This is a genomic window from Aromatoleum toluvorans (genome assembly GCF_012910905.1).
Classification (GTDB): Bacteria; Pseudomonadota; Gammaproteobacteria; order Burkholderiales; family Rhodocyclaceae; genus Aromatoleum; species Aromatoleum toluvorans.
The window spans coordinates 1-22,065 of the sequence record NZ_WTVN01000043.1; the positions used below are offsets into that span (position 1 = coordinate 1).

Annotated in this window: 23 protein-coding genes; 11 read left to right on the plus strand and 12 right to left on the minus strand. The window is 67.7% G+C overall.

Annotated elements, in window-relative coordinates:
• Positions 1 to 174: 174 nt before the first annotated feature.
• From GPA22_RS19750 to GPA22_RS19760, 3 genes are all read right to left on the minus strand, one after another.
• The gene (locus GPA22_RS19750) at positions 175 to 483 is read right to left on the minus strand and encodes a c-type cytochrome (protein ID WP_169257782.1); all 309 of its coding nucleotides are present in this window, start codon (positions 481 to 483) and stop codon (positions 175 to 177) included.
• A gap of 224 nt (positions 484 to 707) precedes the next feature.
• Positions 708 to 1,559 carry an NADPH-dependent 7-cyano-7-deazaguanine reductase QueF gene (gene queF, locus GPA22_RS19755; protein ID WP_169257783.1) on the minus strand — a complete coding sequence of 284 codons (852 nt, stop codon included), beginning with the start codon at positions 1,557 to 1,559 and terminating at the stop codon, positions 708 to 710.
• 133 nt (positions 1,560 to 1,692) lie between these two features.
• Positions 1,693 to 3,156: a TolC family outer membrane protein gene (locus GPA22_RS19760; protein WP_169257784.1), complete on the minus strand. Its 1,464-nt coding sequence runs from the start codon at positions 3,154 to 3,156 to the stop codon at positions 1,693 to 1,695.
• Between the two features lie 316 nt (positions 3,157 to 3,472).
• Here GPA22_RS19760 and GPA22_RS19765 point away from each other — a divergent pair, with 316 nt between their 5' ends.
• Both GPA22_RS19765 and GPA22_RS19770 read left to right on the plus strand, forming a co-directional pair.
• On the plus strand, positions 3,473 to 4,102 hold the full coding sequence (locus GPA22_RS19765) for a transglutaminase-like cysteine peptidase (protein WP_169257785.1): 630 nt from the start codon (positions 3,473 to 3,475) through the stop codon (positions 4,100 to 4,102).
• 31 nt (positions 4,103 to 4,133) lie between these two features.
• Positions 4,134 to 6,053, plus strand: coding sequence for a bifunctional diguanylate cyclase/phosphodiesterase (locus tag GPA22_RS19770; RefSeq protein WP_169257786.1), 1,920 nt, complete (start codon positions 4,134 to 4,136; stop codon positions 6,051 to 6,053).
• A gap of 38 nt (positions 6,054 to 6,091) precedes the next feature.
• Here the strand turns inward: GPA22_RS19770 and GPA22_RS19775 are convergent, their stop codons facing one another.
• From GPA22_RS19775 to GPA22_RS19790, 4 genes are read right to left on the minus strand one after another with little or no spacing between them, the layout of a single operon-like run.
• Positions 6,092 to 6,415: a hypothetical protein gene (locus tag GPA22_RS19775; protein WP_246264548.1), complete on the minus strand. Its 324-nt coding sequence runs from the start codon at positions 6,413 to 6,415 to the stop codon at positions 6,092 to 6,094.
• A gap of 2 nt (positions 6,416 to 6,417) precedes the next feature.
• Positions 6,418 to 7,041, minus strand: coding sequence for a helix-turn-helix transcriptional regulator (locus GPA22_RS19780; RefSeq protein ID WP_169257788.1), 624 nt, complete (start codon positions 7,039 to 7,041; stop codon positions 6,418 to 6,420).
• Positions 7,038 to 8,456 (minus strand): HlyD family type I secretion periplasmic adaptor subunit, encoded by a 1,419-nt coding sequence (locus GPA22_RS19785; protein ID WP_169257789.1) that lies wholly within the window; start codon positions 8,454 to 8,456, stop codon positions 7,038 to 7,040. Before GPA22_RS19785 ends, GPA22_RS19780 begins: the two co-directional genes overlap by 4 nt.
• A complete protein-coding gene (locus GPA22_RS19790) occupies positions 8,456 to 10,591 on the minus strand; it encodes a type I secretion system permease/ATPase (protein WP_169257790.1) in 2,136 nt (711 codons plus the stop codon). The genes GPA22_RS19785 and GPA22_RS19790 overlap by 1 nt, the downstream gene beginning before the upstream one ends.
• A 324-nt stretch (positions 10,592 to 10,915) precedes the next feature.
• On the opposite strand from GPA22_RS19790, the gene GPA22_RS19795 reads away from it, so the two are divergent.
• The 6 genes from GPA22_RS19795 to GPA22_RS19820 all read left to right on the plus strand — a co-directional run bounded on the left by GPA22_RS19795 (position 10,916) and on the right by GPA22_RS19820 (position 14,612).
• Positions 10,916 to 11,275 carry a PilZ domain-containing protein gene (locus GPA22_RS19795; protein ID WP_169257791.1) on the plus strand — a complete coding sequence of 120 codons (360 nt, stop codon included), beginning with the start codon at positions 10,916 to 10,918 and terminating at the stop codon, positions 11,273 to 11,275.
• Between the two features lie 65 nt (positions 11,276 to 11,340).
• Positions 11,341 to 11,784, plus strand: coding sequence for a Fur family transcriptional regulator (locus tag GPA22_RS19800; RefSeq protein ID WP_169257792.1), 444 nt, complete (start codon positions 11,341 to 11,343; stop codon positions 11,782 to 11,784).
• A gap of 64 nt (positions 11,785 to 11,848) precedes the next feature.
• Positions 11,849 to 12,040 (plus strand): hypothetical protein, encoded by a 192-nt coding sequence (locus tag GPA22_RS19805; RefSeq protein WP_169257781.1) that lies wholly within the window; start codon positions 11,849 to 11,851, stop codon positions 12,038 to 12,040.
• Positions 12,037 to 12,795 (plus strand): zinc ABC transporter ATP-binding protein AztA, encoded by a 759-nt coding sequence (gene aztA / locus GPA22_RS19810; protein WP_169257793.1) that lies wholly within the window; start codon positions 12,037 to 12,039, stop codon positions 12,793 to 12,795. The genes GPA22_RS19805 and aztA overlap by 4 nt, the downstream gene beginning before the upstream one ends.
• Positions 12,792 to 13,661 carry a metal ABC transporter permease gene (locus GPA22_RS19815; RefSeq protein WP_211169242.1) on the plus strand — a complete coding sequence of 290 codons (870 nt, stop codon included), beginning with the start codon at positions 12,792 to 12,794 and terminating at the stop codon, positions 13,659 to 13,661. The genes aztA and GPA22_RS19815 overlap by 4 nt, the downstream gene beginning before the upstream one ends.
• A 15-nt stretch (positions 13,662 to 13,676) precedes the next feature.
• Positions 13,677 to 14,612, plus strand: coding sequence for a metal ABC transporter substrate-binding protein (locus GPA22_RS19820; protein WP_169257794.1), 936 nt, complete (start codon positions 13,677 to 13,679; stop codon positions 14,610 to 14,612).
• 19 nt (positions 14,613 to 14,631) lie between these two features.
• On the opposite strand, the gene rhtB is transcribed toward GPA22_RS19820, so the two are convergent.
• The 5 genes from rhtB to ilvD all read right to left on the minus strand — a co-directional run bounded on the left by rhtB (position 14,632) and on the right by ilvD (position 18,943).
• Complete coding sequence (gene rhtB / locus GPA22_RS19825; RefSeq protein WP_169257795.1) at positions 14,632 to 15,246, minus strand: homoserine/homoserine lactone efflux protein; 615 nt, start codon at positions 15,244 to 15,246, stop codon at positions 14,632 to 14,634.
• 30 nt (positions 15,247 to 15,276) lie between these two features.
• Positions 15,277 to 16,083: a sulfite exporter TauE/SafE family protein gene (locus GPA22_RS19830; protein ID WP_169257796.1), complete on the minus strand. Its 807-nt coding sequence runs from the start codon at positions 16,081 to 16,083 to the stop codon at positions 15,277 to 15,279.
• A 325-nt stretch (positions 16,084 to 16,408) separates the two neighbouring features.
• On the minus strand, positions 16,409 to 16,711 hold the full coding sequence (locus GPA22_RS19835; RefSeq protein ID WP_169257797.1) for a cell division protein ZapA: 303 nt from the start codon (positions 16,709 to 16,711) through the stop codon (positions 16,409 to 16,411).
• A gap of 1 nt (position 16,712) precedes the next feature.
• Positions 16,713 to 16,907, minus strand: a complete 195-nt coding sequence (locus GPA22_RS19840; RefSeq protein WP_169257798.1) for a hypothetical protein — start codon at positions 16,905 to 16,907, stop codon at positions 16,713 to 16,715.
• Positions 16,908 to 17,092: 185 nt separating this feature from the next.
• Positions 17,093 to 18,943 (minus strand): dihydroxy-acid dehydratase, encoded by a 1,851-nt coding sequence (gene ilvD / locus GPA22_RS19845; protein ID WP_169257799.1) that lies wholly within the window; start codon positions 18,941 to 18,943, stop codon positions 17,093 to 17,095.
• 139 nt (positions 18,944 to 19,082) lie between these two features.
• Here ilvD and GPA22_RS19850 point away from each other — a divergent pair, with 139 nt between their 5' ends.
• From GPA22_RS19850 to GPA22_RS19860, 3 genes are all read left to right on the plus strand, one after another.
• Positions 19,083 to 19,769, plus strand: coding sequence for a YceH family protein (locus tag GPA22_RS19850; RefSeq protein ID WP_169257800.1), 687 nt, complete (start codon positions 19,083 to 19,085; stop codon positions 19,767 to 19,769).
• A 13-nt stretch (positions 19,770 to 19,782) separates the two neighbouring features.
• Positions 19,783 to 20,604, plus strand: coding sequence for a prolipoprotein diacylglyceryl transferase (lgt, locus tag GPA22_RS19855; RefSeq protein WP_169257801.1), 822 nt, complete (start codon positions 19,783 to 19,785; stop codon positions 20,602 to 20,604).
• 77 nt (positions 20,605 to 20,681) lie between these two features.
• Entirely contained in the window at positions 20,682 to 22,061 is a 1,380-nt protein-coding gene (locus GPA22_RS19860) for a malonyl-CoA decarboxylase (RefSeq protein WP_211169243.1), read from the plus strand.
• The last annotated feature ends 4 nt before the right edge of the window (positions 22,062 to 22,065 follow it).

Sequence of the window (22,065 nt, forward strand, 5' to 3'; positions counted from 1 at the left end):
TTTGCCTTCGGCTTCCTCCAGATTCGCAGTTACCCGCGACACCCTTGCCGTTCGGCTAACTCTTCCCCTTGCCGGGCGAGTAGAGGACTTCCACCTCCAAGTGAGTGCGCCCTGCCGGGCGCACCAATAAAAAAGCCAGCCCGCGGGCTGGCTTTTCGCATCGACCGGAGCCGATTACTTGAGCGACAGGACCCAGGTCGCCAGGGTCTTGGCTTCTTCGGCGTTGACCTGCGGGTTGGCCGGCATCGGCATCGTGCCCCAGACACCCGAACCACCCTTCTGGATCTTCTCGGCCAGCTTGGCAACCGCGCCGGAGTCACCCGCGTACTTCTTGGCGACTTCCTGGTAGGCCGGGCCCACCAGCTTCTTGTCTACGGCGTGACAGGCCAGGCAGTTCTTGGCCTTGGCCAGGTCAGCGTTGGCAAAGGCCGGAGCGGCGGAGAGAAGGCCCGCGGCAACCGCGGCAGCAACGAAAACTTTCATGCTCTTTTCCTTTTGATGGTGGTGTGAAGCGGCCGGATATTAAACCATGCTTCCCCGCGTTGACTACCCGGATAACAGCTCTTGCACATTGTTGCACCCGGGAAACCGCGCCGGATCGTCCGACCCAAGCATTCAACGCCCCTGCCCGGAACGGCGTTGACATGCGTTGACGGAGACACGCGCAGTCCTCGAATGATTCCCGCCCGACGCCAACCCGGATCGGACTACTGGCGCACCTCGGCGCGATTGTCGGGAGGCGCGAACCGGCCGGTGGAACGGAAGGGGTTGATGTCGAGGCCGCCGCGGCGGGTGTATCGGGCCCACACGGCAAGTTCGCGCGGCTTGCAGCGCTCGAGGATGTCGCAGAAGACACGCTCGACACACTGCTCATGGAATTCGTTGTGCTTGCGGAACGAAACGATGTAACGCAGCAGCCCGGCGCGATCGATCGCCGGCCCGGTGTAGCGCACCACGATGCAGCCCCAGTCGGGCTGACCGGTGACGAGGCAGTTGGACTTGAGCAGGTGGGAATGCAGGGTTTCGCTGACTTCGGCACGGTCGGCCGCGGACGACAGGAAGTCCGGGCATGGCTGGTAGGTGTCGATGTCGATATCGAGTTCGTCGAGCGACTCACCGGGCGGCGACGCGATCGCACGCACGGGGCCGGCGTCGAGCGGTTGAATCGCCACTGCGACAGGTGCCCCCGCGGCCTCCGAGAGATCGCGCTCGAACGTCGCGCGCACGGCATCGACGCTGTCGAACCGCGTCTGGTTGCAGGAATTGAGGTAGAGCTTGAGCGATTTCGACTCGATCAGGCGCGGGGAGTCGGCCGGGACACGGAAGGTCGCGAGCGCGACGACAGGCTTGCCGCGCGGATTGAGCCAGGACAGTTCGTAGGCGTTCCACAGGTCCTCGCCGACGAAGGGCAGCTTGCCGGGAACGATACCGATCTCGTCGCGCTTGATCTGGCGCGCGATCGGGAACAGGAGGCCGGGGGCATAGGTGTCGCAGTAGTCGGCCGGTTTGCCGAGCGGCGAGGACTCGGCACCGTGCGACGGAGAGGCGGATGGGTTCATGCGGCGAATTGTAAGGGATTGCGCCACATCGACCGGGCCGGCGTGCGATCGTTCCCGTGTGCGAACGGAAAGCCGCCGACGCCCGCAAAGGCGCCGGCGGTGAAGTACCGCGTCTCCGGCCTTTTTTCCTTGCTTATTTCGTCGTGGAGCCGGCCGGAGGCACGGCGCCGACAGCCTTCATCGCTTCCGACAGCAGGGCGGCCTTGTCGATGCTCATCGGCACCGGCGCATCCGGCGGGCAGATGGTTTCGGGATCGATGCCGGTACGGTCCTGACCGACATCGGCCGGCGCGGGCAGATCCTCGCGCGCGACGCCCAGGGCGCCCATCAGTTGCCCCATGCTCGACAGCGCCCGCGCCTGCGCGATGACCTGATCGTAACCGGCATTCACGTACGCACGCCGGGCCTGGAAGTACTCGTTCTCGGTGTCCAGCAGGTCGAGCAGCGTGCGCTGGCCGATGTCGAATTGACGACGGTAGGCTTCGCGCGCCTTTTCGATGGACAGCTGGTGCTGGTCGAGGTAACGCATCTGCTCCTGCAGGCGCTGCACGTCGTTGTACGCAATGGCCAGCGTCTGGCGCACGTCGCGGCAGGCCTTCTCGCGCAGGTCCTTCGCCTGGTTGCTCAGGTCACCGGCCTGACGCAGGCGGGCGTCGTCTGCGCCGCCGCGGAAGATGTTGTAGCTGAGCACCAGTTCGATAACGCCTTCACGCGTGCGTCCATCGACACCGTCGAGGTTGTGGTCGATGGCCTGGCGCGCGCGCAGGTCGAGGCGAGGATGGAAGGCGGCGCGGCGCGAATCGATGAGCGCCTGGCTGGCGCGCACGTTCTCGACGGCGGCATTGAGGGCGGGACTCGTATTGAAGGCGGCGCGCAGGGCATCCTTCGCCGTCGGCGGGATCTGGCCGAGCGAGGTACCGACGGGCAGGCCGGGCGTGGCCTCCTGCGGCACTTCGCCGACGATGCGCAGGTAGCGGGCGCTCACGTCGTGCAGGTTCGACACCTCGGTGAGCAGGTTCGACTCGGCGAGTGCGAGACGACCAGTCGCCTGTTCGAGGTCGACGCGGCGGCCGACGCCGGCGCCTGCGCGCTCGGCGATCTGGTCGTGAATCTGCTTGTGCTGCACGTAATTCGCTTGGGCAAGCCGGGTGAGCTCGCGATAGCGCGCCACGTCGCCATAGGCACGCACCGCTTCGAGCGCGGCACCTTCGGAGGCATCGATGAGTTCGTAGTAACGCGTCAGCTTGGCGAAGCCGAAGCGGGCAACCTCGCTGCGGGTGAAGAAGCCGTCATACACCATCTGGTTGAGCGACAGTGTCAGGTTGCGATGCGTAAACGAATCGGTGGATTGCCCCGGACGCCGCAACTCCTCATGGCCGATGCTGGCGACGGCATCCACCTGGGGCAGGTAGCCGGAACGCGCGACAGCCTGGTCTTCCCGCGCCGCACGGAACGCGTTCCACGTGGCCTGCACTTCGGGGTTGGCCACCACAGCCTTGCGCGCCGCATCACGCAAGGCATCCGGACCGGCACCCGTTGCGACGAACGGGAGCGCGGCCAGCACGGCCAACGCAACCACGGATTGACAAATTTTCATATTATTCTCCAGACAGCGCAACGCTTATGCAAAAGGTATAGCCAGTGATTGTCCTGCTGTCCTGCGCGACGTCAACCACTCGGTTAATCTTGTAAGGGGATATTACTGCGGTTAGATCACCCGGGAATGCCAAATACGCAACACCAATGGGGCAAAAAACCCGCGATCCGTTGCAGGACGCGCCGCGCCAACGAAAGCGATCACCGATAATACGCATGACAAGTTGCCCTCGGACGCGATGACAGCAACCCCTTGCCCGCGCAGACGGCCCCCCTTGCGGGGCGCCCTTGCTGCATTCGTACGCAGCCTCGCGGTGATGACGTGTGTGCTGCTGGGCCTGTCTTTCGCGGCACAGGACCTGGACCGCATGCAGCGCCTGGCGCGAGAGCGCTTCGGCGCCGAGGCGGGCGAGTCGGTCGACGCCTGGCGCCGGATGCTCGGCGACGCGGCCGATCTCGACGATCAGGAAAAGCTGCAGCGCGTGAACACCTTCTTCAATCGCCGCATCGCGTTCGAGGACGACATCGTGATCTGGCAGCAGAAGGATTACTGGGCCACGCCGCTGGAGACGCTCGGGCGCAAGGCCGGCGACTGCGAGGATTTCTCGATCGCCAAATACATGAGCCTGCGCGCGCTCGGTATCCCGGCCGAAAAGCTGCGCCTGATCTACGTGCGGGCCAGCATCGGCGCACCGGGCAGTGGCATCTCGCAGGCGCACATGGTGCTCGGCTATTACCCCTCGCCTGCGGACGAGCCGCTCGTGCTCGACAACCTCATCGGTGACATCCGCACCGCTTCGCGCCGTCCCGACCTGTTTCCGATCTTCAGCTTCAATGCCGGGGGCTTGTGGGTGGGCGGCTCCACCAGTTCCTCGGCCGACCCCACGACGCGACTGTCGCGCTGGCGCGACGTGCTCGACCGCATGCGCACGGAAGGTTTGCCATGACCGCTACAAGGCTTTTCGGAGAGTCTTTGCCATGTCCCTGATCAAACAGCTTTGGATCGCCATCGCGGTGGTGACGCTCATCGCCCTGGGCGGCAGCCTCGTGGTGAGCACCCTGTCGGCGCGGCATTACCTGGAGCAGCAGCTGCAGGTGAAGAACCTCGACAACGCAACCTCGCTGGCGCTGTCGCTGTCGCAGATGCCCAAGGACCCGGTCACCGTCGAACTGCAGATCGCCGCGCAGTTCGACGCGGGACACTACCGCCTCATCCGCCTGACCAGCCCGACCGGGGACGTCGTGGCAGAGCGCGAATATGCCGGCTCGCTCGACGGCGCGCCGGAGTGGTTCACGCGCCTGGTCCCGATCAAGGCGCATGCCGGCGTCGCCCAGGTGCAGGACGGGTGGCACCAGTTCGGCACGCTGACGCTCGAAAGCCACAAGCGCTATGCCTACGCGGCGCTGTGGCAGGGCACACTGCAGCTGCTGGGGTGGTTCGTGCTCGGTGGGGCGCTCACGGGTCTCATCGGCACGCTCATCATCAAGCACATCACGCGCCCCCTGGGCCGGGTAGTCGAACAGGCGGAGGCGATCGGCGGGCGCCGCTTCGTCACCACGCCCGAGCCGAGCACGATGGAATTCCGCAGCGTCGTGCGCGCGATGAACACCTTGTCGGAACGCGTCCGCACGATCCTCGCCGAGGAATCGCGACGCCTCGAGCAGCTGCGACGGCAGACGCAGCACGACGAGATGACCGGGCTGCTCAATCGCAGCCAGTTCCTGAACCAGCTCGACTCCGCGCTCGCACGCGACGACGCGCATGCGGCCGGCACGCTGCTGATCGCACGCGTGGGCGACCTGACCGGGCTGAATCAGCGCATCGGCCGCGCGCAGACGGACCGCCTGCTGCACGACCTTGCCGGGCAGTTCTCCGACTTTGCCGCCGGGCGGGCGAACTGGCAGGTCGGTCGCATCAACGGCAGCGACTTCGCGCTGCTCGCCCCCGGCGAGGAGAATGCCCCCGAGCTCACGGCTGCGCTGGCGAAGCAGCTGCATGACGGTCTCGACGCCCACCTGCAGGATGTCACAGTCGCCCTGCCGGTCGCGGCGACGGCCTATGCGGCAGGCGAAGCCCGCTCGCAGGTCCTGGCGCGCGCGGACGGTGCCCTCGCGGCGGCCGAGCAGGCAGGCGATCGCGGCGTGCGTGTCGACGGCGGCGGCAAGGCGGCCGCGCCCTACCCGGATCTTCAGTCGTGGCGGGCGGCCCTGCTGTCGGCGCTCGAGCGCGACGGGGTGCGTCTCGGGGCCTACCCCGTCGTCGCCAACGACGGCCGCCTGCTGCATGAGGAAGCGCCGATCCGGCTGCTGCTCGACGGCGTCTGGCAGCCGGCCGGCTATTTCATGCCGCGCGTTGCGCGCCTGGGCCTGATGCCGCGCTTCGACATGGCGGTCGTACACGCGGCCTTGCACGCGATCTCGGGCGACGGCCGTGAGCGCGGCATCAACGTGTCGGCCGAATCGCTGTGCGACGCCAACTTCCGCGGCGAACTGTTCGCGTTGCTGCAGGCGGACGCCGCCGCGGCGAAACGCTTGTGGATCGAGGTTCCCGAATATGGCGCGCTACGTCACCTGGCGGAGTTCCGCACGCTGTGCGTGGCGCTGCAGCCGCTCGGATGCAGGGTCGGCATCGAGCATGTGGGGGCACATTTCGGCGAACTGGGCGACCTGCACGAACTGGGGCTCGACTACGTGAAGATCGATTCCGCGGTCATCCGCGGCATCGATGCCAACGCCGGGAACCAGGCGTTCCTGCGCGGCCTGTGCATGATCGTCCACTCCCTCGGTCTGATGGCGATCGCCGAGGGCGTGGAATCGGAGTCGGAGACCCGGGCACTGCCCGATCTCGGCATCGACGGCATGACCGGGCCAGCCGTACGCACACCGTCGGCCGCGTGACGCGCGGCGCCGCCGACCCGCCTGTGGCGGGCAGCGGCTCAGATCACGCCGTCGTCGTCGAGCAGGCTCAGGTGCTGCATGGCCTCGCGCGCGCCGCGGCGCTCCATGAGCTTGTGTTGTGCGGGCACGGGAAGATCGGTGAAGCGGATCACCGATCGCTCGACGAGCAGTTCGATCAGGTCCTCGAGCACGCGCACGAGGCCGAGGTCCGACGAGCCCATCGGGTTCGCCCCCTCGATGACGTCGCGCCCGAAAACGATCAGGTCCGCCTCGGCGCCGTCCGCGGCGCTCCATCCTTCACCAGCCGCCGGCTCGCGGCTCACCGCCACGATCTTTCCCTGGGTATCGCGTTTCACGTACATCATCAATTCACCGACTGCGAAATTTCACCGTGTTCCGACAGCCGCAGCACCAGTTGCAGCCGGTCGCGCACGCCGAGTTTCTCGAAGACCGCCCCCAGATGGGCTTTCACGGTGCGCTCGGTGATGCCGAGTTTCACCGCGATCTCCTTGTTGCTCAAGCCGTTGGCGACTTCGCGGGCGACCTCCGCCTCGCGCTCCGACAGCAAGGGCAGCGAGGCATCTTCAGGCGAAGCGAGGGCGCGTCCGGCCGCACCGACGACGCGGGTCATCAGCTCCGGACCGATCCACAGGCCGCCGTGGCGGACGACCAGTTCGACGTCCCAGAACACGCTCGGCACCGCCATCGCATGGCAGTACGCGCGCGCGCCGCGGTCGAACGCCACGACCGCCTCGGCGCTATCCGGCGCCATGCTCACGACGGCGAGGTGACACGCCGGGAGCGCCTGCATCAGGGCGCCGATCAGGTCCGACCACCGGGCGTGCGCCGTATCGACCCAGATCACGTCGCCCGGCCGCGCCTTGCCGCCGAGGACCCGCTGCTCGCAGCAGATCCCTTCGGGAAACGCGTCCAGCCAGCGCGTCGATGGGCGGACCGTGTCGGAGCGGAGGAAGATGTTCTGGCTCATCGTTCGGACAGTGCGTTGGCCTTGGCCCGCAGGACGGGTTTCAGCAGATAGGAAAGAATCGTCTTCTTGCCGGTGAGGATGTCGATCTCCGCCACCATGCCCGGAATGATCGGCAGGCTTTCGCCCAGGCTCGACTTCAAGGTCCTCACGCGTACAGTGTAAAAGGCGTTGCCCTTATCGTCAGTGACGGTATCCGCACCAATGTGCTCGACAACGGCATCGAGTCCGCCGTAGATCGCAAAGTCGTACGCCGTGAACTTGACGAGGGCGTTCTGCCCCGGCCGCAGGAAGGCGATGTCCTTGGGCTTGATCTGCGCCTCGAGAATCAGCGCGTCGTCCAGTGGCACGATCTCGACGACCTCCTTGCCCGGCTGCACGACGCCCCCGATCGTATTCACGAGCAGGCGCTTGACCGTACCGCGCACCGGCGAGCGCACCTCGGCATGCTTGACGCGGTCCGCGAGCGCCCGTCCGCCTTCGGTCAGGGCCGCGAGCTTGGCCATCGTGTCGGAAAGCTCGTTGCGCTGCTGGTTGCGCACATTCAGCTCGACTTCCTGGATCTTGCGCGTGGCTTCGGAGATCGCCGACTGGATGCGGGAGATCTGCGCCGCGGCCTGATCGCGCTCGCCCCGCAGGCGCGCGACGTCGCGCTGCAGGCGCAGGATCTCGACTTCGGACACGGCCCCCGACTGTACCAGCGGTCGCGTGACGTTCAGCTCCTGCTGCACCAGATCGAGGCCGCTGCTGCTCTGCTGATAGCGCGCGCGCACTTCGTTGAGTTCCTGTTGACGCTGCGCGAGCTGCTGGCGGGCGATCGACAGCTGGGCGTCCAGCTCCGCGACGCTCGAATCGTAGAGACGCCGCTCGTGATCGGCGACCCCGGGCGCCTCGCGCACCACCTCCTGCGGCATCGCCAGCGCCGAACCGGCGGTGAGCGCCTCGAGCCGCGCAGCCTTGGCGCGCAGGGCCAGGTACTGCGCGCGGTTCTCCGCGAGCGATGCGACGAAACGGGTCGGGTCGATGCGCAACAGCAGCGCCCCGGCCTCGACGACCTGTCCTTCGCGCACCGGCATCTCCTCGACCACGCCGCCGTCCACGCTCTGGATGATCTGCACCTGCGAGGACGGGATGACCTTCGCATCGCCCCGCGTGACCTCATCGACCGACGCGAACGCGGACCACAGCAACAGCAGGAGCAGACCGATCGCGAGGACGCGCAGCAGCATGCGCGCGCGCAGCGGCTCCTCCTGAATGAGCGCCCAATCCGCATCCGCCGCCCACTCGAGACGACCGTCAGGGGAAGCCTCGGGGATGAAGCGCGCGAAGACCCGGTCGAGCCACGGCCTCAGCGGCCTGCCGACCCGCTGCGACACGTCGCCGATGCGCTGGAAGGATTCCTGACCGATCTCGCTCATCACTTGGCCCTCCCGACGCGGCCCTGCCGCAGGGCGTCAACTACCTGATCCTTCGGACCGTCGGCCACCACCCGGCCGCCGTCGATGACGATGATGCGGTCGACCAGTTCCAGCAGCGAGGTCCGGTGCGTGACGACGAGCATCGTCCGGCCCTGGGCGAAGCCGCGCAGGCGGCGCTTCAGTTCCTCCTCGCTGGTGAAGTCCATCGATGCGGTCGGCTCGTCCAGCAGCAGCATCGGCGGCTGGTGGATCACCGCCCGCGCGATCGCGACGCACTGGCGCTGCCCGCCGGACAGCGACGCACCGCGCTCGCCGACCTGCATGTCGAACCCCTGCGGGTGGGTGTTGGCGAATTCGGTCACGCCCGCGGTTTCCGCCGCGCGCAGCACTTCGGCGTCGTCCGCGAGCGGGCTGGCGAGCGTGATGTTCTCGCGCAGCGAGCCGTAGAACAGGGTCACGTCCTGCGGCACGTAGCCGATATGCCGGCGCAGCTCGGCGGGGTCGAGCTGGCGCTGGTCGATGCCGTCGATGAGGATCGCCCCCGAGGTCGGGCGGTACAGGCCGAGGATCAGCTTCTCCAGCGTGGTCTTGCCCGAGCCGACACGGCCGATGATGCCCACGTGCTCGCCCGCACGGATGCGCAGCGAGATCTCGGACAGCGCCGCGGTCTCCTGCCCCGGGTAATGGAAGCCGACGTCACGGAACTCGATCTCGCCGCGAAAGGACTGGCGGCTGATGAAGTTGGTGTCGTCCGGACGCTCGACTTCCTGGTTCATCAGCTTGTCGAGCGAGCTCAGCGCCGTCGCCGCGTTGTGATACTGGACCAGCAGGCCGGCGACCTGGCTGATCGGCGCCATGGCGCGCGACGACAGCATGTAGCACGCGATCAGGCCGCCCATGCTGAGCAGGTTGTCGCGGATCAGGTACACGCCGAGGACGATGATCGCCACGCTGACGGCCTGCTGCACCCACGCCGCGCCGTTCATCGCCGTCGATGACAGCAGGCGCAACTGCGTGCCGACGCGCGCCAGCAGCGCCGCGCTCTTCTCCCACTTGCGCTGGATCGGCCCTTCCGCGCACACCGCCTTGACCGTCTCCATCGCGACGAGCCCCTCGACCAGCGTCGCGTTGCGCTGGGCGCCCGCGCGGTAGGTCGTTTCCGCGAGCTCGTGCATGCGCCCCTGCACGGTCATCGCATACACGAGCAGCACGACGACGCCGATGACGAAGGGCAACATCAGCGGCCACGCGATCCAGCCGATGACGAGCAGGAAGACCAGCGCGAAAGGGACGTCGATGAACGCCACCACCGTCGCCGAACTGATGAAGTCGCGCACCGACTCGAACGCGCGCAGGTTGGCGGCGAAGGAACCGGCCGATTCGGGACGCTGCTCCATGCGCAGCCCGAGCACGCGCTCCATGATCGCCGCCGACAGCTTGACATCCGCGCGGCTGCTGGCGAGATCGACGAAGTAGCCGCGCATCGTGCGCAGGACAAGGTCGCCCGCAAGCACGATCAGCACGCCGAGGCCGAGCACCCACAGCGTTTCCATCGCGTGGTTGGGTACCACCCGGTCGTACACGTTCATGACGAACATCGGCATCGCGATGGCGAACAGATTGATCATGAACGCCGCGAGGAGGACGTCGCGATACAGCGAAGCGTTCTCCGCGATCACGCCCCAGAACCAGTGCTGGCGCCGGATCGGCCGCACTTCCGGCGTGCGGGCGTCGAAGCGGAAGATCGGGCGCGCATAGATCGCATACCCGTCATGCCGCGCTGCCAGCTCGGCGCGCGGCATCTCGACCGCGGCCTCGCCCAGCTCGGGGAACACGACGCGGGCGCAGGCGCCGTCTTCGCTCCACCCGAGCAGAACGCAGGCCTTGTCGCCTTTCAGCAGGAGCACCGCGGGCAGTAGCGACGGGTTGAGCCGCTCGGGCGCACTGCGCACGAGCTTGCTGCTCAGCCCGGCACGCTGCGCCGCCCGCGCGAACAGGGAGGGGTTGAGCCGCCCGTTCTCCAGCGGCAGGCCGGCGATCGCCGCGTCGCGCGTGGTCGCCGCACCATGCGCCCGCGCGATCAGCAACAGGCAGTCGAGCAGCGCATCGCCGTCCGTCCGGGAATCTTCCGCCACCGCGCCTTTCGGGTGAGCAAATACGCCACTGAGTTCAAGCAATTCGGCCACGCAATCTCTCGCTATATTGATCAGGATGACTCACCCTCGAACGCTCGCCCATTCTGGCAGCAAACGTAACAGTTTGCTTCATCAAGACAAATTGTCGCACCTACCCAGAAAACGGTACGTGACAGGCTGCTCACACGGCACACGGCGGAATGGGGCATGCACTGCATCCCCACTGGGGGAGCGCATGGTCTTGCGGCGCGGCAACCGCGGTTACAAAATTGACATCCGGTGCAGCGCCCGCGGCAGCGCAATGCACACGGCAAGGACCCGGCCATGAACCAGACGCACCGCAGGCACTTCTCGCGCATCCACTTCAGCACCGCCGCCCGCTTGCTCGTCGGCGACCGCGAACACGCATGCAAGGTTCACGACCTGTCGCTGAAAGGCGCCCTGATCCACGCGACGGTGACGCCCCTCCCCGATCCCGGGACACGCTGCCTGCTCGAGATCGCACTCGATGGCGCCACGATCCGCATGGAAGGGGATGTCGTGCACACCGAGAATGACGGCATCGGGCTCGCGTGCCGCGAAATTGACCTCGACAGCATCACCCACCTGCGCCGCCTGCTGGCGCTGAACCTCGGCGACCCGCAGCTGCTGGAACGCGAATTCGGCGCGCTGCGGCGCGAGTGAATGACCCGGAGCACGGCGGATCTAATGCTACAATGTTGCATTAGATCCGCATGCCGCTCCCCGCGATGCCCACTCCCCTCCTTACCCCGGCCGCCAACCTGATTGCCGCCAGCGGCGGTCGCGTGACGCGCACGCGGACGGCGGTACTGGAAGTGCTGCAGCACAGCGCGCGTTCGCTGAACCATGACGACATCGCCGCCGAGCTCGCCGCCAACGGCCTGCCGCACGACCGTGTGACGCTGTACCGCACGCTCGACTGGCTCGTCGAGCAGGGCCTCGCGCATCGCGTCATCGGACCGGACCGCGCGCGACGCTTCAAGGCGGGCGGCGAGATCAGCAGCCCGCACGCACACTTCCACTGCGAGCGCTGCGGCCATGTGCTGTGCCTGGAATCGATCCGGCCCGACGAACGATTCACGCTGCCGGCCGGTTACGAGCCGGAACGCGCCGAACTGGTCTTCCACGGCACCTGCGCCGACTGCGGCCGCCGGCGCGGGGCGAAGGCCTGAGGGCGCGCTGCGCCCCAGCCTGCCGCCCCTTCAAATAACATCAATGTCCCGACGCGACGACATCATGCCCCCCACATCGAGCAGTGCGCTCCCGCACGTGCATCACCACCACGACCATGGAAGCGGCCACGCGCGCGGCGTCGCATCCGCGCCCTTCCCCGGCACCGCGCTGCTGCTCGGCATCGGCGCACGCATCGCCCTCGCCGCCGCCGCGGCCGCCGTGCTCTGGCTCACCGTAGGCTGGGCACTCGCATGAACGCGCGCGAAGCAATCCTCGAACTCGACAACCTGACCCTCGGCTACGACCGCCATCCGGCCGTCCACCACCTCCGCTGCAGCATCGCGCCCGGCGCGCTGGTCGCGATCGTCGGCCCCAACGGCGCGGGCAAATCCACGCTCTTCAAGGCCCTGACCGGGGAACTCCCGCCCCTGCAGGGCCAGTTCCGCGTGCATGCGGGCAAGGGCGGCATCGCCTACCTGCCGCAGCAGAGCGAACTCGACCGCAGCTTCCCCGTCTCCGTGTTCGACATGGTGTCGATGGGGCTGTGGCGCGAGATCGGCGCCTTCCGCGGCCTCAAGCGCAGTCAGGCGGAACGTGTACGCGCGGCCCTCGCGGCGGTCGGGCTGTCCGGCTTCGAGGCGCGGCAGATCGGCACGCTCTCGGGCGGCCAGCTGCAGCGCGCGCGCTTCGCGCGGATGATGCTGCAGGACGCGAACCTCCTGCTGCTCGACGAACCCTTCAACGCGATCGACGCACGCACCATCGAAGACCTCGTCGCCCTGATCCTGCAGTGGCACGCGGAAGGGCGGACCATCCTCGCAGTCCTCCACGATCTCACCCTCGTACAGCGCCACTTCCCCGAGTGCCTGCTGCTCGCGCGCGAATGCCTCGGCTTCGGCCCGACCGCAGAGATCCTCACCCCCGAACGCCTCGCCACCGCGCGCCGCCTCGCCGGCGAATTCGACGCGACCGCGCCGGTGTGCCATCGCCCCGAAGCGGAGGCGGCATGATCGCCGACGGGCTGCTCGGCCCCTTCGCCGACTTCGAGTTCATGCGCCGTGCACTCGCCGGCTGCCTCGCCCTCGCGCTCGGCGCGACGCCGGTCGGCGTGTTCCTGCTGCTGCGGCGCATGAGCCTGATGGGCGACGCGATGGCGCACGCGATCCTGCCCGGCGCCGCGCTCGGCTACCTCGCCTTCGGCCTGTCGCTCGGGGCGATGACGGTCGGCGGGATCGTCGCCGGGCTCGTCGTCGCGCTCGCCGCCGGCCTCGTCGCGCGCTCGTCCATCCTCAAGGAGGACGCCAGCCTGGCCGCGTTCTACCTGCTCTCGATCGCCACCGGCGTGATGATCGTGTCGCTGCGCGGGCGCAACCTCGACCTGCTGCACGTGCTGTTCGGCTCCGTGCTCGCGCTCGACGATGCCTCGCTGCTCCTGATCAGCACGATCACGACGGTGACGCTCGTCGCACTCGCGCTGCTGTACCGCCCGCTCGTGCTCGAATGTTTCGACGCCGCCTTCCTGCGCGGCGTCAGCACCGCCAGCCCGATCGCGCACTACGGCTTCCTCGTGCTCGTCGTGCTCAACCTCGTCGCCGGCTTCCACGCGCTCGGCACCCTGATGGCGGTCGGCATCATGATCCTGCCGTCGGCCGCCGCGCGCCTGTGGGTGAAGCGTCTGCCGGCCATGCTCGGTCTCGCCGTCGTCATCGCCTTCGTCAGCGGCGTGGGCGGACTGCTCGCCTCCTACCACGCCGACGTCCCGGCGGGGCCGGCGATCATCCTCGTGACCGGCATCATCTACGTGCTGTCGCTGATCCTCGCCCCGGGCGGCATGATCGGCGCGCGCCTCGACCGCCGCCCCCACCTCGAATCCTGACCCCCGCCACACCGCATGCACCAGACCCTGCTCCGTCTCGCCGTCGCCCTCGCCACGCTGCTCGGCCTCGCCACGCAACCCCTCCACGCGGCGCCCCTCGAAGTGGTCACGAGCTTCAGCATCCTCGGGGATTTCATCCGCCAGGTCGGCGGCGACCGGGTCAGGGTGACGACGCTCGTCGCCGCCGACCAGGACGCACACAACTTCCAGCCGCGCCCCTCCGACGCACGCCGCATCGGCACCGCCCAGCTCGTCGTCGCCAGCGGCCTCGGTTTCGATCCGTGGTTGGAACGGCTCGCCCAGACCGCGGGCTACAAGGGCCGGATCCTCGTCGCCAGCCAGGGCATCGAGCCGATCGCCGGCGCCGATGAGCACGACGACGCCCACGGCCACGGCAAGGGCTCCCATCGCGACGCCGTCGATCCGCACGCATGGCAGGACGTCGCCCATGCGCAGCGCTACGTCGCGAACATCGCCGACGCGCTCGCGCAGGCCGACCCCGCGAACGCCAGGGCGTACCGCGACAGCGCCGCCCGCTACACCACGGAACTGAAGGCGCTCGACGCGGAAATCCGCAGCGCCCTAGCGGCGCTTCCGGCGGAACGGCGCAAGGTCGTCAGCGCCCACGACGCCTTCGGCTACTTCGCCCACGCCTACGGGGTGCGCTTCCTCGCCCCGGCGGGCATCAGCAACCAGTCCGAACCTTCCGCCGCCGGCGTTGCGCAGCTGATCCGCCAGCTGCGGCGCGAAAACGTACCGGCCGTGTTCGTCGAAAGCATCAGCGACCCGCGGCTGATCGAGCGCATCCGCAAGGAAAGCGGCGCGCGCCTCGGCGGCACCCTGTATTCGGACGCGCTATCGACCGCGGACGGCCCGGCGCCGACCTACGTCGCGATGATGCGCCACAACCTGCGCACGCTGCTCGACGGCATGTCCGCCGGCAGCCGGTGAGCCGGCCGGACCCGGCCGATCAGCGCGAAGACGCCGCAAGCAGCGAGCCGGCGGCGACGAACATCCCGCCGAACACGCGGTTCTGCGCCTTCATCATGCGCGGGCTGCGCAGCCAGCGGCGGCAGCGGCCGGCAAGCAGCGCATAGCAGGACATCACGGCGATGTCGGTACCGATCATCGTCGCCGCGATGATGAAGAACTGCGGCCACTGCGGCAGTTGCGGGTCGATGAACTGCGGCACCAGTGCGACCATGAAGACGATCGCCTTGGGATTGGTGAGGTTCACCAGCACGCCCTGCAGATAGATGCCGCGCGGGTCGTGCGCCTCCGCGCCGTCTTCGAGCAGTTCGACCGGCGCACGCCACTTGCGCACGCCGAGCCAGATCAGGTACGCCGCCCCGGCAACCTTCACGACCAGGAAGGCCGTCGCCGACGCCGCCAGCACTGCCCCCAGGCCGAGCACGACGACCGCGAGCTGGATCAACAGCGCCGTCTGCAGGCCCAGGATCGCACGCAGCGCCACCCGATAGCCATGGCTCAGTCCCGTCGCCATGCTCAGCACCGCCCCCGGGCCGGGCGACACCGCGATCACCACCGCTGCCGCCAGAAACGCGAGCCACATGTTCCAGTTCATCCCGTTCGCTCCTCTTGGTTCCGTTTCCGATCAGAAGAACAGCGCGTGCAGCATCTTCGCCGACAGCAGCATCAGCACGCCGGCAAAGATCTTCTTGAGGGTGGCCACCGGCAAACGGTGCGCGAGCCGCGCGCCGACCGGCGCCGTCCAGGTGCTCACGGCACTGATCAGCACCAGCGCCGGCAGATAGACGAAGCCGACACTCAAGGCCGGCATGCCGGGCGCCCCCCAGCCGTTGACGAGGTAGCCGACCGTTCCCGCGAGCGCGATCGGCAAACCGATCGCCGCCGAGGTCCCGATCGCATGATGGACCTTGACGTTGCACCACGTCATGAAGGGCACCGACAGGGACCCGCCGCCGATCGCCACCAGCGCCGACACGCCGCCGATGCCCATGCCGACCGTACTCATGCCGAGCGGCCCGGGCAGGTCGCGCGACGGCTTGGGCTTGATGTTGGCGAGCATCTGCAGCGACACATAGGCCATGAAGCAGGCGAAGAAGATCGCCAGCGGCTTGGACGCGATCCGCGACGCGACGAAAGTCGCAGCAAAAGTCCCGACGACGATTCCCGGCGCGATGTAGCGCACGACGTCCCAGCGCACCGCGCCGTGCTTGTGATGGGCGCGCAGACTCGCAATCGAGGTCATCACGATGGCCGCCATCGAGGTCCCCAGCGCGAGGTGCACCACGCTTTCCTTCGGCATGCCCTGCGCGATGAACAGCGAGGTCAGCACGGGCACCATGATCCCGCCCCCGCCGACGCCCAGCAGGCCGGCAAAAAAACCGATAAAGGCGCCCAGCGCGAGGTAGCTCAGCCACCACACATCGAAGTTCATCGAGTCCTTCCCGAAAGCTGCGCGGAATCCCCTCCGCGGCGATCCGGCCTGATGCCGGCAAGAGCAAAAAAACAAAAAGAGGCGCGGATCGAAATCCGCGCCTCTCGCAATGGGTCCCCGCAGTGTCGCCTCCGCCGGCATCCTGAACCTGGGGTTCAGGGAGGTCGCTTTCCTTCCGCATCAGGCTCACCCGGCTAGGGGCGTGCACACCTGCGGTGTCCATGGTCCGCGACCAAGTCTCTCGACATTGGTCCAAGGAATCTACGACTTCGACGACACAGCGGGGATTGACCTTACATACACGCCAACCCGCGCTAACCAACTGTTAGAAAAGCTTTTCCTGCTGCGCGAGCACCCCGTCTAGGCGTGCATTCACGAGACTGATTCTACGCTTCACGGCCTGCATGTCAAACCCGCCGGAGCGCTGAAACTGCAAAAATTCGTGCGCGATATTCAGCGCGGTCATGACAGCCAGCTTTTCGCCGGACGAGTTCGTACGCGCCGCAACGCTGTTGAGCTTCTCGTCGAGAAAAGCGACCGCGGCCATGAGTCCTTCCCGGTCTTCGGGACGACAGGCGACGGAATAAGTCTTCCCGAGCAGCGAGATGTCGAGGGTGTCGGTGGGCATGTCAGGATTCCGGCAGCTGCTCGAGCAGTCGTTCGAGCTTTTCCGTCGCGAGACGGACCTTTTCGGCCAGCGTGCGGTTCTCGGCCTCCAGCCGCGCGACGCGCGTACGCAGCTCGCGCCCTTCCGCGCGGCATGATTCGAGCAGGCCGACGATCTGTTCGACCTGATGCTCCAGCTTGTTCAGTTCTGCGTCCATCGGCGGGATGGTAGAGGGCGCCTGCGGGGCGGTCAAGGCAGGGGAAGACACTCACGAGGCATCCGGGCGCCCCCTCGGGCGCATTCCGGATGCAAGCGGGTCACATTCGCAATGCAAACTCCCACGGCATCTCCGGAGCCCACCGCCGCGGTCCGTGCGGGACCGCGGCGGTGGCCATCATCGTGTCAGCGCTGCACCTGGGTGACGTCGCGCACGGCGCCGGTGTCGGCGCTGGTCGTGAGCGCTGCGTAGGCCTGCAGCGCGGCCGACACCACGCGCTGGCGGCTGGCGGGTTTCCACGCCTTGCTGCCCCGCGCCTCCATCGCGGCACGGCGGCGGGCGAGTTCCTCGTCGCTGACGGCCAGACGAATGCTGCGGTTGGGGATATCGATCTCGATCGTGTCGCCCTCCTCGACCAGTGCGATCGCCCCGCCGCACGCGGCTTCGGGCGAGGCATGGCCGATCGACAGGCCGGACGTGCCGCCCGAGAAACGGCCGTCGGTCAGCAGCGCGCACGCCTTGCCGAGCCCCTTGGACTTAAGGTAGCTCGTCGGGTACAGCATCTCCTGCATGCCGGGACCACCCTTCGGGCCTTCGTAGCGGATGATCACGACGTCGCCCGCGACGACCTTGTCGCCGAGGATGCCTTCGACCGCGTCTTCCTGGCTCTCGAACACGCGCGCCGTGCCGGTGAACTTCCAGATCGACTCGTCGACGCCGGCGGTCTTCACGATGCAGCCCTTCTCGGCGATGTTGCCGTACAGCACGGCGAGGCCGCCGTCCTCGGTGAAGGCGTTGGCGCGGTCGCGGATCACGCCCTTCGAGCGGTCCATGTCGAGCTCGTTCCAGCGGCGGTTCTGCGAGAACGCGACCTGGGTGGGCACGCCGCCGGGCGCAGCCTTGTAGAACTCGAACACGGCGTTGTCATGCGCCTGCATGACGTCCCAGCGCGACAGCGCTTCGGCCATGGTCTTGCTGTGCACGGTGGGGAGCTCGGCGTGCAGCAGCCCGGCGCGATTGAGTTCGCCGAGGATGCCCATGATGCCGCCGGCGCGGTGCACGTCCTCGATATGCACGTCGGGGACGGCCGGCGCGACCTTGCACAGGCAGGGCACCTTGCGCGAGATGCGGTCGATGTCGGCCATCGTGAAATTCACCTGCGCCTCGCGCGCGGCGGCCAGCAGATGCAGCACGGTGTTCGTGGAACCGCCCATCGCGACGTCGAGGCTGATCGCGTTCTCGAAGGCCTTGAAGCTCGCGATCGAGCGCGGCAGCACCGAGGCGTCTTCCTTCTCGTAATAGCGGCGCGCCATGTCGACGATGGTGCGGCCGGCCTTGCGGAAGAGCTGCTCGCGGTCGGCGTGCGTCGCGAGCACGGTGCCGTTGCCCGGCAGCGACAGGCCCAGCGCCTCGGTGAGGCAGTTCATCGAGTTGGCCGTGAACATGCCCGAGCAGGAACCGCAGGTCGGACAGGCGGAACGCTCGACCGCGTCGACCTCCTCGTCCGAGCAGTGGCTGTCGGCGGCCTTGACCATCGCATCGACGAGGTCGAGCGAGATCACCTTTGCTTCCCACTTGACCTTGCCCGCCTCCATCGGCCCGCCCGAGACGAAGATCGCCGGGATGTTGAGGCGCAGCGCAGCCATCAGCATGCCCGGGGTGATCTTGTCGCAGTTCGAGATGCACACCAGCGCGTCGGCGGTGTGGGCATTGACCATGTACTCGACGCTGTCGGCGATCAGTTCGCGCGAGGGCAGCGAATACAGCATGCCGCCGTGGCCCATCGCGATGCCGTCGTCGACGGCGATGGTGTTGAACTCCTTCGCGACGCCGCCCGCGGCTTCGATCTCGCGCGCGACGAGCTGGCCGAGATCCTTGAGGTGCACGTGGCCGGGGACGAACTGGGTGAAGCTGTTGGCGACGGCGATGATCGGCTTCTCGAAGTCGCCGTCCTTCATACCGGTGGCGCGCCACAGGGCGCGGGCGCCCGCCATGTTGCGACCGGCAGTGGAGGTACGGGAACGGTATTGGGGCATGGTGTCCTCGGCTCAGGGTTCGGGCGCACGCTGCATCGGCGGTGCGTCACACGGAAATCTAATCTTGAATTCTAACCGAAGCCAAACGGTGCTCGGCTATCATTCCCCACCCATGCCCTGCGCGCCACCAACGACAACCATGACAGAGCAAAGCGCCCCCGACTCCCCCAGCGAAGGCTTCGACCTCGATCCCGCCGAAATCCGCGTGCTCGGCGTCCTGATCGAGAAGGCCTTCGTGACGCCCGATGCCTATCCGCTGTCGCTCAACGGCATCGTCACGGGCTGCAACCAGCTGACCGGGCGCGACCCCGTCATGAACCTGGCGGATGCCGACGTGCAGGCCGCGGTCGACAGCCTCATGGCGCGCAAGCTGGTGTCGCGGCGCGACCAGGCGAGCGGCCGGGTGGCGAAGTACGAGCACCTGGTGCGCCTGCGCCATTCCCTGCCGCCGGCCGAACAGGCCGTCCTCGCGGTGCTGCTGCTGCGCGGCGCCCAGACGGCGGGCGAGATCCGCCAGCGCTCGGACCGGATGCACCGCTTCGACGATATCGCAGCCGTCGAAGCCGTGCTGGAACACCTCGCCGAGAAGTACCCGCCGATGGCCGGTGCGCTGCCGCGCGCGCCGGGCACCAAGGAGACGCGCTATGCGCACCTGCTGGGTGGCGCGGCGGCCTTCGAGGCGATGGGAGAGAACGCCACCGGGGCGCAGTCGGCCGGAGCAAGCCGCGGGCGCACCGCCGAACTGGAGGACGAGGTGCGTCGCCTGCGCGAGGACTTCGACCGCCTGCGCGCGGAGTTCGACACGTTCCGCGCGCAGTTCGACTGAGCGCCCGGCGGCCATGCTGATCCATCCGCAATTCGATCCGGTCGCCCTGTCGATCGGACCGCTGTCGGTCCGCTGGTACGGGCTGATGTACCTCGTTGCCTTCGTGCTGTTCATGCTGCTGGGACGCCTCCACGCGCGCCGCCGCCCCGAGATGGGCTGGGCGCCGCAGCAGATCGACGACCTGCTGATGTACGGCATGCTCGGCGTGGTGATCGGCGGGCGGCTGGGCGAGGTGCTGTTCTTCCAGCCGGCCTACTATCTCGCACACCCGGCGGAGATCCTTGCCGTGTGGAAGGGCGGGATGAGCTTCCACGGCGGCTTCCTCGGCGTGCTGGTGGCGATGTGGCTGTACGGCAGGCGCACCGGCAAGGGATTCTGGGACGTCACCGATTTCATCGCACCGCTGGTGCCGACGGGCCTCGCCGCGGGCCGCATCGGCAACTTCATCAACGGCGAACTGTGGGGCCGACCGGTGGACGGCGATCTGCCGTGGGCGATGATCTACCCCTGGGTCGACAACCTGCCGCGCCATCCGTCGCAGCTGTATCAGGCGGCCGGCGAGGGCCTGCTGCTGTTTGTCGTGCTGTGGCTGTATGCGGCGAAGCCGCGTCCGGCGATGGCGGTTTCGGCGATGTTCCTGATCGGGTACGGCGCGCTGCGCTTTGCGGCCGAATTCTTCCGCACCCCCGATCCGGGAATTTTCGGCACGCTCTCGCTGGGGCTGTCGACGGCGCAGTGGCTGTGCGTCCCGATGATCGCCGCGGGGGCGTGGCTGCTCGTCGCCAGCCACGGCAAGGGGAAAGCTTCAGCAAGAACAAATAACCCAACAACATAATCGTCGCGCCGGCTCCGTGCCATAGTTTGCACGATGACGGCTTCATTTCTGGCACCATGACGCAAAGGAGAGCGCTGATGGCACCGGGATTGGTATCGCGCAGTCTTTCGAAGGTCCGCGAGATCGTCGCCAGCGCCGCTGGCCGCAACGGCGAACCGACCGAAAAGCAGCTCGAACGGATTCGCCGGCAGTTGCGCGAATGCGCGGAAAGCCGCGGCGGCGAGGTATCGACGCGCCTGCGCGCGGGGCGTCTCGCCGACACCTACCTGAAGCTGGACGAGGCCGGGCGCCACGCCTTCCTGCGCATCATCGCGCTCGAGTTCGGCCCCGACCCGAAGCGCGTCGCCAAGGCGCACGAGGCCTACCAGGCGGCCGTCGGCACGCCCAGGCAATGGGACGCCGAAGCCCTGCTGCGCGCGGCGATGCGGTCGTCGCGCATCCGTATCCTGACCCAGTTCAACGCGATTCCGCAGGGCGTGAAGTTCCTCGTCGATCTGCGCGCGGACCTGCTGCGCTTCCTCGAGCACGACAAGGAGCTGAAATCGCTCGACCGCGAACTCGACGCGCGTCTCACGGCCTGGTTCGACGTCGGCTTCCTCGAGCTGGCGCGCGTGACCTGGAATTCGCCGGCCGCCCTGCTGGAGAAGATCGTCCAGTACGAGGCAGTACACGAGATCCGCTCATGGAAGGATCTCAAGAACCGGCTCGGCTCGGACCGCCGCTGCTACGCCTTCTTCCATCCGCGCATGCCGCAGGAGCCGCTGATCTTCGTCGAGGTCGCCCTGCTCGACGACCTGGCCGACAACGTCCAGAAGCTGCTCGACGAGAACGCCCCGGCGGCGGACACCGAGCGCGCCAACACGGCGATCTTCTATTCGATCAGCGCCACGCAGGACGGCCTGCGCGGGGTCTCGTTCGGCAACTTCCTGCTCAAGCGCGTCGTCGATGACCTGCAGCGCGACTTTCCGCGCATCAAGACCTTCGCGACGCTGTCTCCGATTCCCGGGCTGGTGCGCTGGGCGGCGAAGAACACGAAGGAAGTCCTGACTGCATTCAACGAGAACGACTGGAAGCGGCTGGCCGCGGCGGGCATCGAAGGGCCGGACTCCCCCAGGCTCGCGCAGGTGCTGTCGGGCGACCCCACGTGGGCGGAAGACGCCGCACTGGCGCGGGCGCTGCGCGATCCGCTGCTGAGGGCAACCGCTGCGTACCTGCTGGAGGCCAAGCGCGACAAGCTGCCGCTCGATTCCGTCGCACGCTTCCATCTCGGCAACGGCGCACGCGTCGAGCGGCTCAACTGGCTCGCCGACTCGTCGGAGAAGGGGCTCGGCCAATCCTGGGGGGTGATGGTCAATTACCTGTACGACCCCGACCGCATCGTCGACAACGTCGAAGCCTTCGTCGACGCGGGCAGCATCGACGCCGCAGCGGGCGTCAAGCGCCTCGCGCGACGATAACGGC

Coding starts and splice junctions, on each gene's coding strand:
- GPA22_RS19750 (WP_169257782.1), bottom strand. CDS start 483: ATGAAAGTTTTCGTTGCTGCCGCGGTTGCCGCGGGCCTTCTCTCCGCC.
- GPA22_RS19850 (WP_169257800.1), top strand. CDS start 19,083: ATGACAGAGCAAAGCGCCCCCGACTCCCCCAGCGAAGGCTTCGACCTC.
- GPA22_RS19765 (WP_169257785.1), top strand. CDS start 3,473: ATGACGTGTGTGCTGCTGGGCCTGTCTTTCGCGGCACAGGACCTGGAC.
- GPA22_RS19775 (WP_246264548.1), bottom strand. CDS start 6,415: ATGTACGTGAAACGCGATACCCAGGGAAAGATCGTGGCGGTGAGCCGC.
- GPA22_RS19830 (WP_169257796.1), bottom strand. CDS start 16,083: ATGAACTTCGATGTGTGGTGGCTGAGCTACCTCGCGCTGGGCGCCTTT.
- ilvD (WP_169257799.1), bottom strand. CDS start 18,943: ATGCCCCAATACCGTTCCCGTACCTCCACTGCCGGTCGCAACATGGCG.
- rhtB (WP_169257795.1), bottom strand. CDS start 15,246: ATGAACTGGAACATGTGGCTCGCGTTTCTGGCGGCAGCGGTGGTGATC.
- GPA22_RS19815 (WP_211169242.1), top strand. CDS start 12,792: ATGATCGCCGACGGGCTGCTCGGCCCCTTCGCCGACTTCGAGTTCATG.
- aztA (WP_169257793.1), top strand. CDS start 12,037: ATGAACGCGCGCGAAGCAATCCTCGAACTCGACAACCTGACCCTCGGC.
- GPA22_RS19800 (WP_169257792.1), top strand. CDS start 11,341: ATGCCCACTCCCCTCCTTACCCCGGCCGCCAACCTGATTGCCGCCAGC.
- GPA22_RS19860 (WP_211169243.1), top strand. CDS start 20,682: ATGGCACCGGGATTGGTATCGCGCAGTCTTTCGAAGGTCCGCGAGATC.
- GPA22_RS19795 (WP_169257791.1), top strand. CDS start 10,916: ATGAACCAGACGCACCGCAGGCACTTCTCGCGCATCCACTTCAGCACC.
- GPA22_RS19820 (WP_169257794.1), top strand. CDS start 13,677: ATGCACCAGACCCTGCTCCGTCTCGCCGTCGCCCTCGCCACGCTGCTC.
- GPA22_RS19840 (WP_169257798.1), bottom strand. CDS start 16,907: ATGGACGCAGAACTGAACAAGCTGGAGCATCAGGTCGAACAGATCGTC.
- GPA22_RS19805 (WP_169257781.1), top strand. CDS start 11,849: ATGCCCCCCACATCGAGCAGTGCGCTCCCGCACGTGCATCACCACCAC.
- GPA22_RS19760 (WP_169257784.1), bottom strand. CDS start 3,156: ATGAAAATTTGTCAATCCGTGGTTGCGTTGGCCGTGCTGGCCGCGCTC.
- GPA22_RS19785 (WP_169257789.1), bottom strand. CDS start 8,456: ATGAGCGAGATCGGTCAGGAATCCTTCCAGCGCATCGGCGACGTGTCG.
- queF (WP_169257783.1), bottom strand. CDS start 1,559: ATGAACCCATCCGCCTCTCCGTCGCACGGTGCCGAGTCCTCGCCGCTC.
- GPA22_RS19780 (WP_169257788.1), bottom strand. CDS start 7,041: ATGAGCCAGAACATCTTCCTCCGCTCCGACACGGTCCGCCCATCGACG.
- GPA22_RS19770 (WP_169257786.1), top strand. CDS start 4,134: ATGTCCCTGATCAAACAGCTTTGGATCGCCATCGCGGTGGTGACGCTC.
- lgt (WP_169257801.1), top strand. CDS start 19,783: ATGCTGATCCATCCGCAATTCGATCCGGTCGCCCTGTCGATCGGACCG.
- GPA22_RS19835 (WP_169257797.1), bottom strand. CDS start 16,711: ATGCCCACCGACACCCTCGACATCTCGCTGCTCGGGAAGACTTATTCC.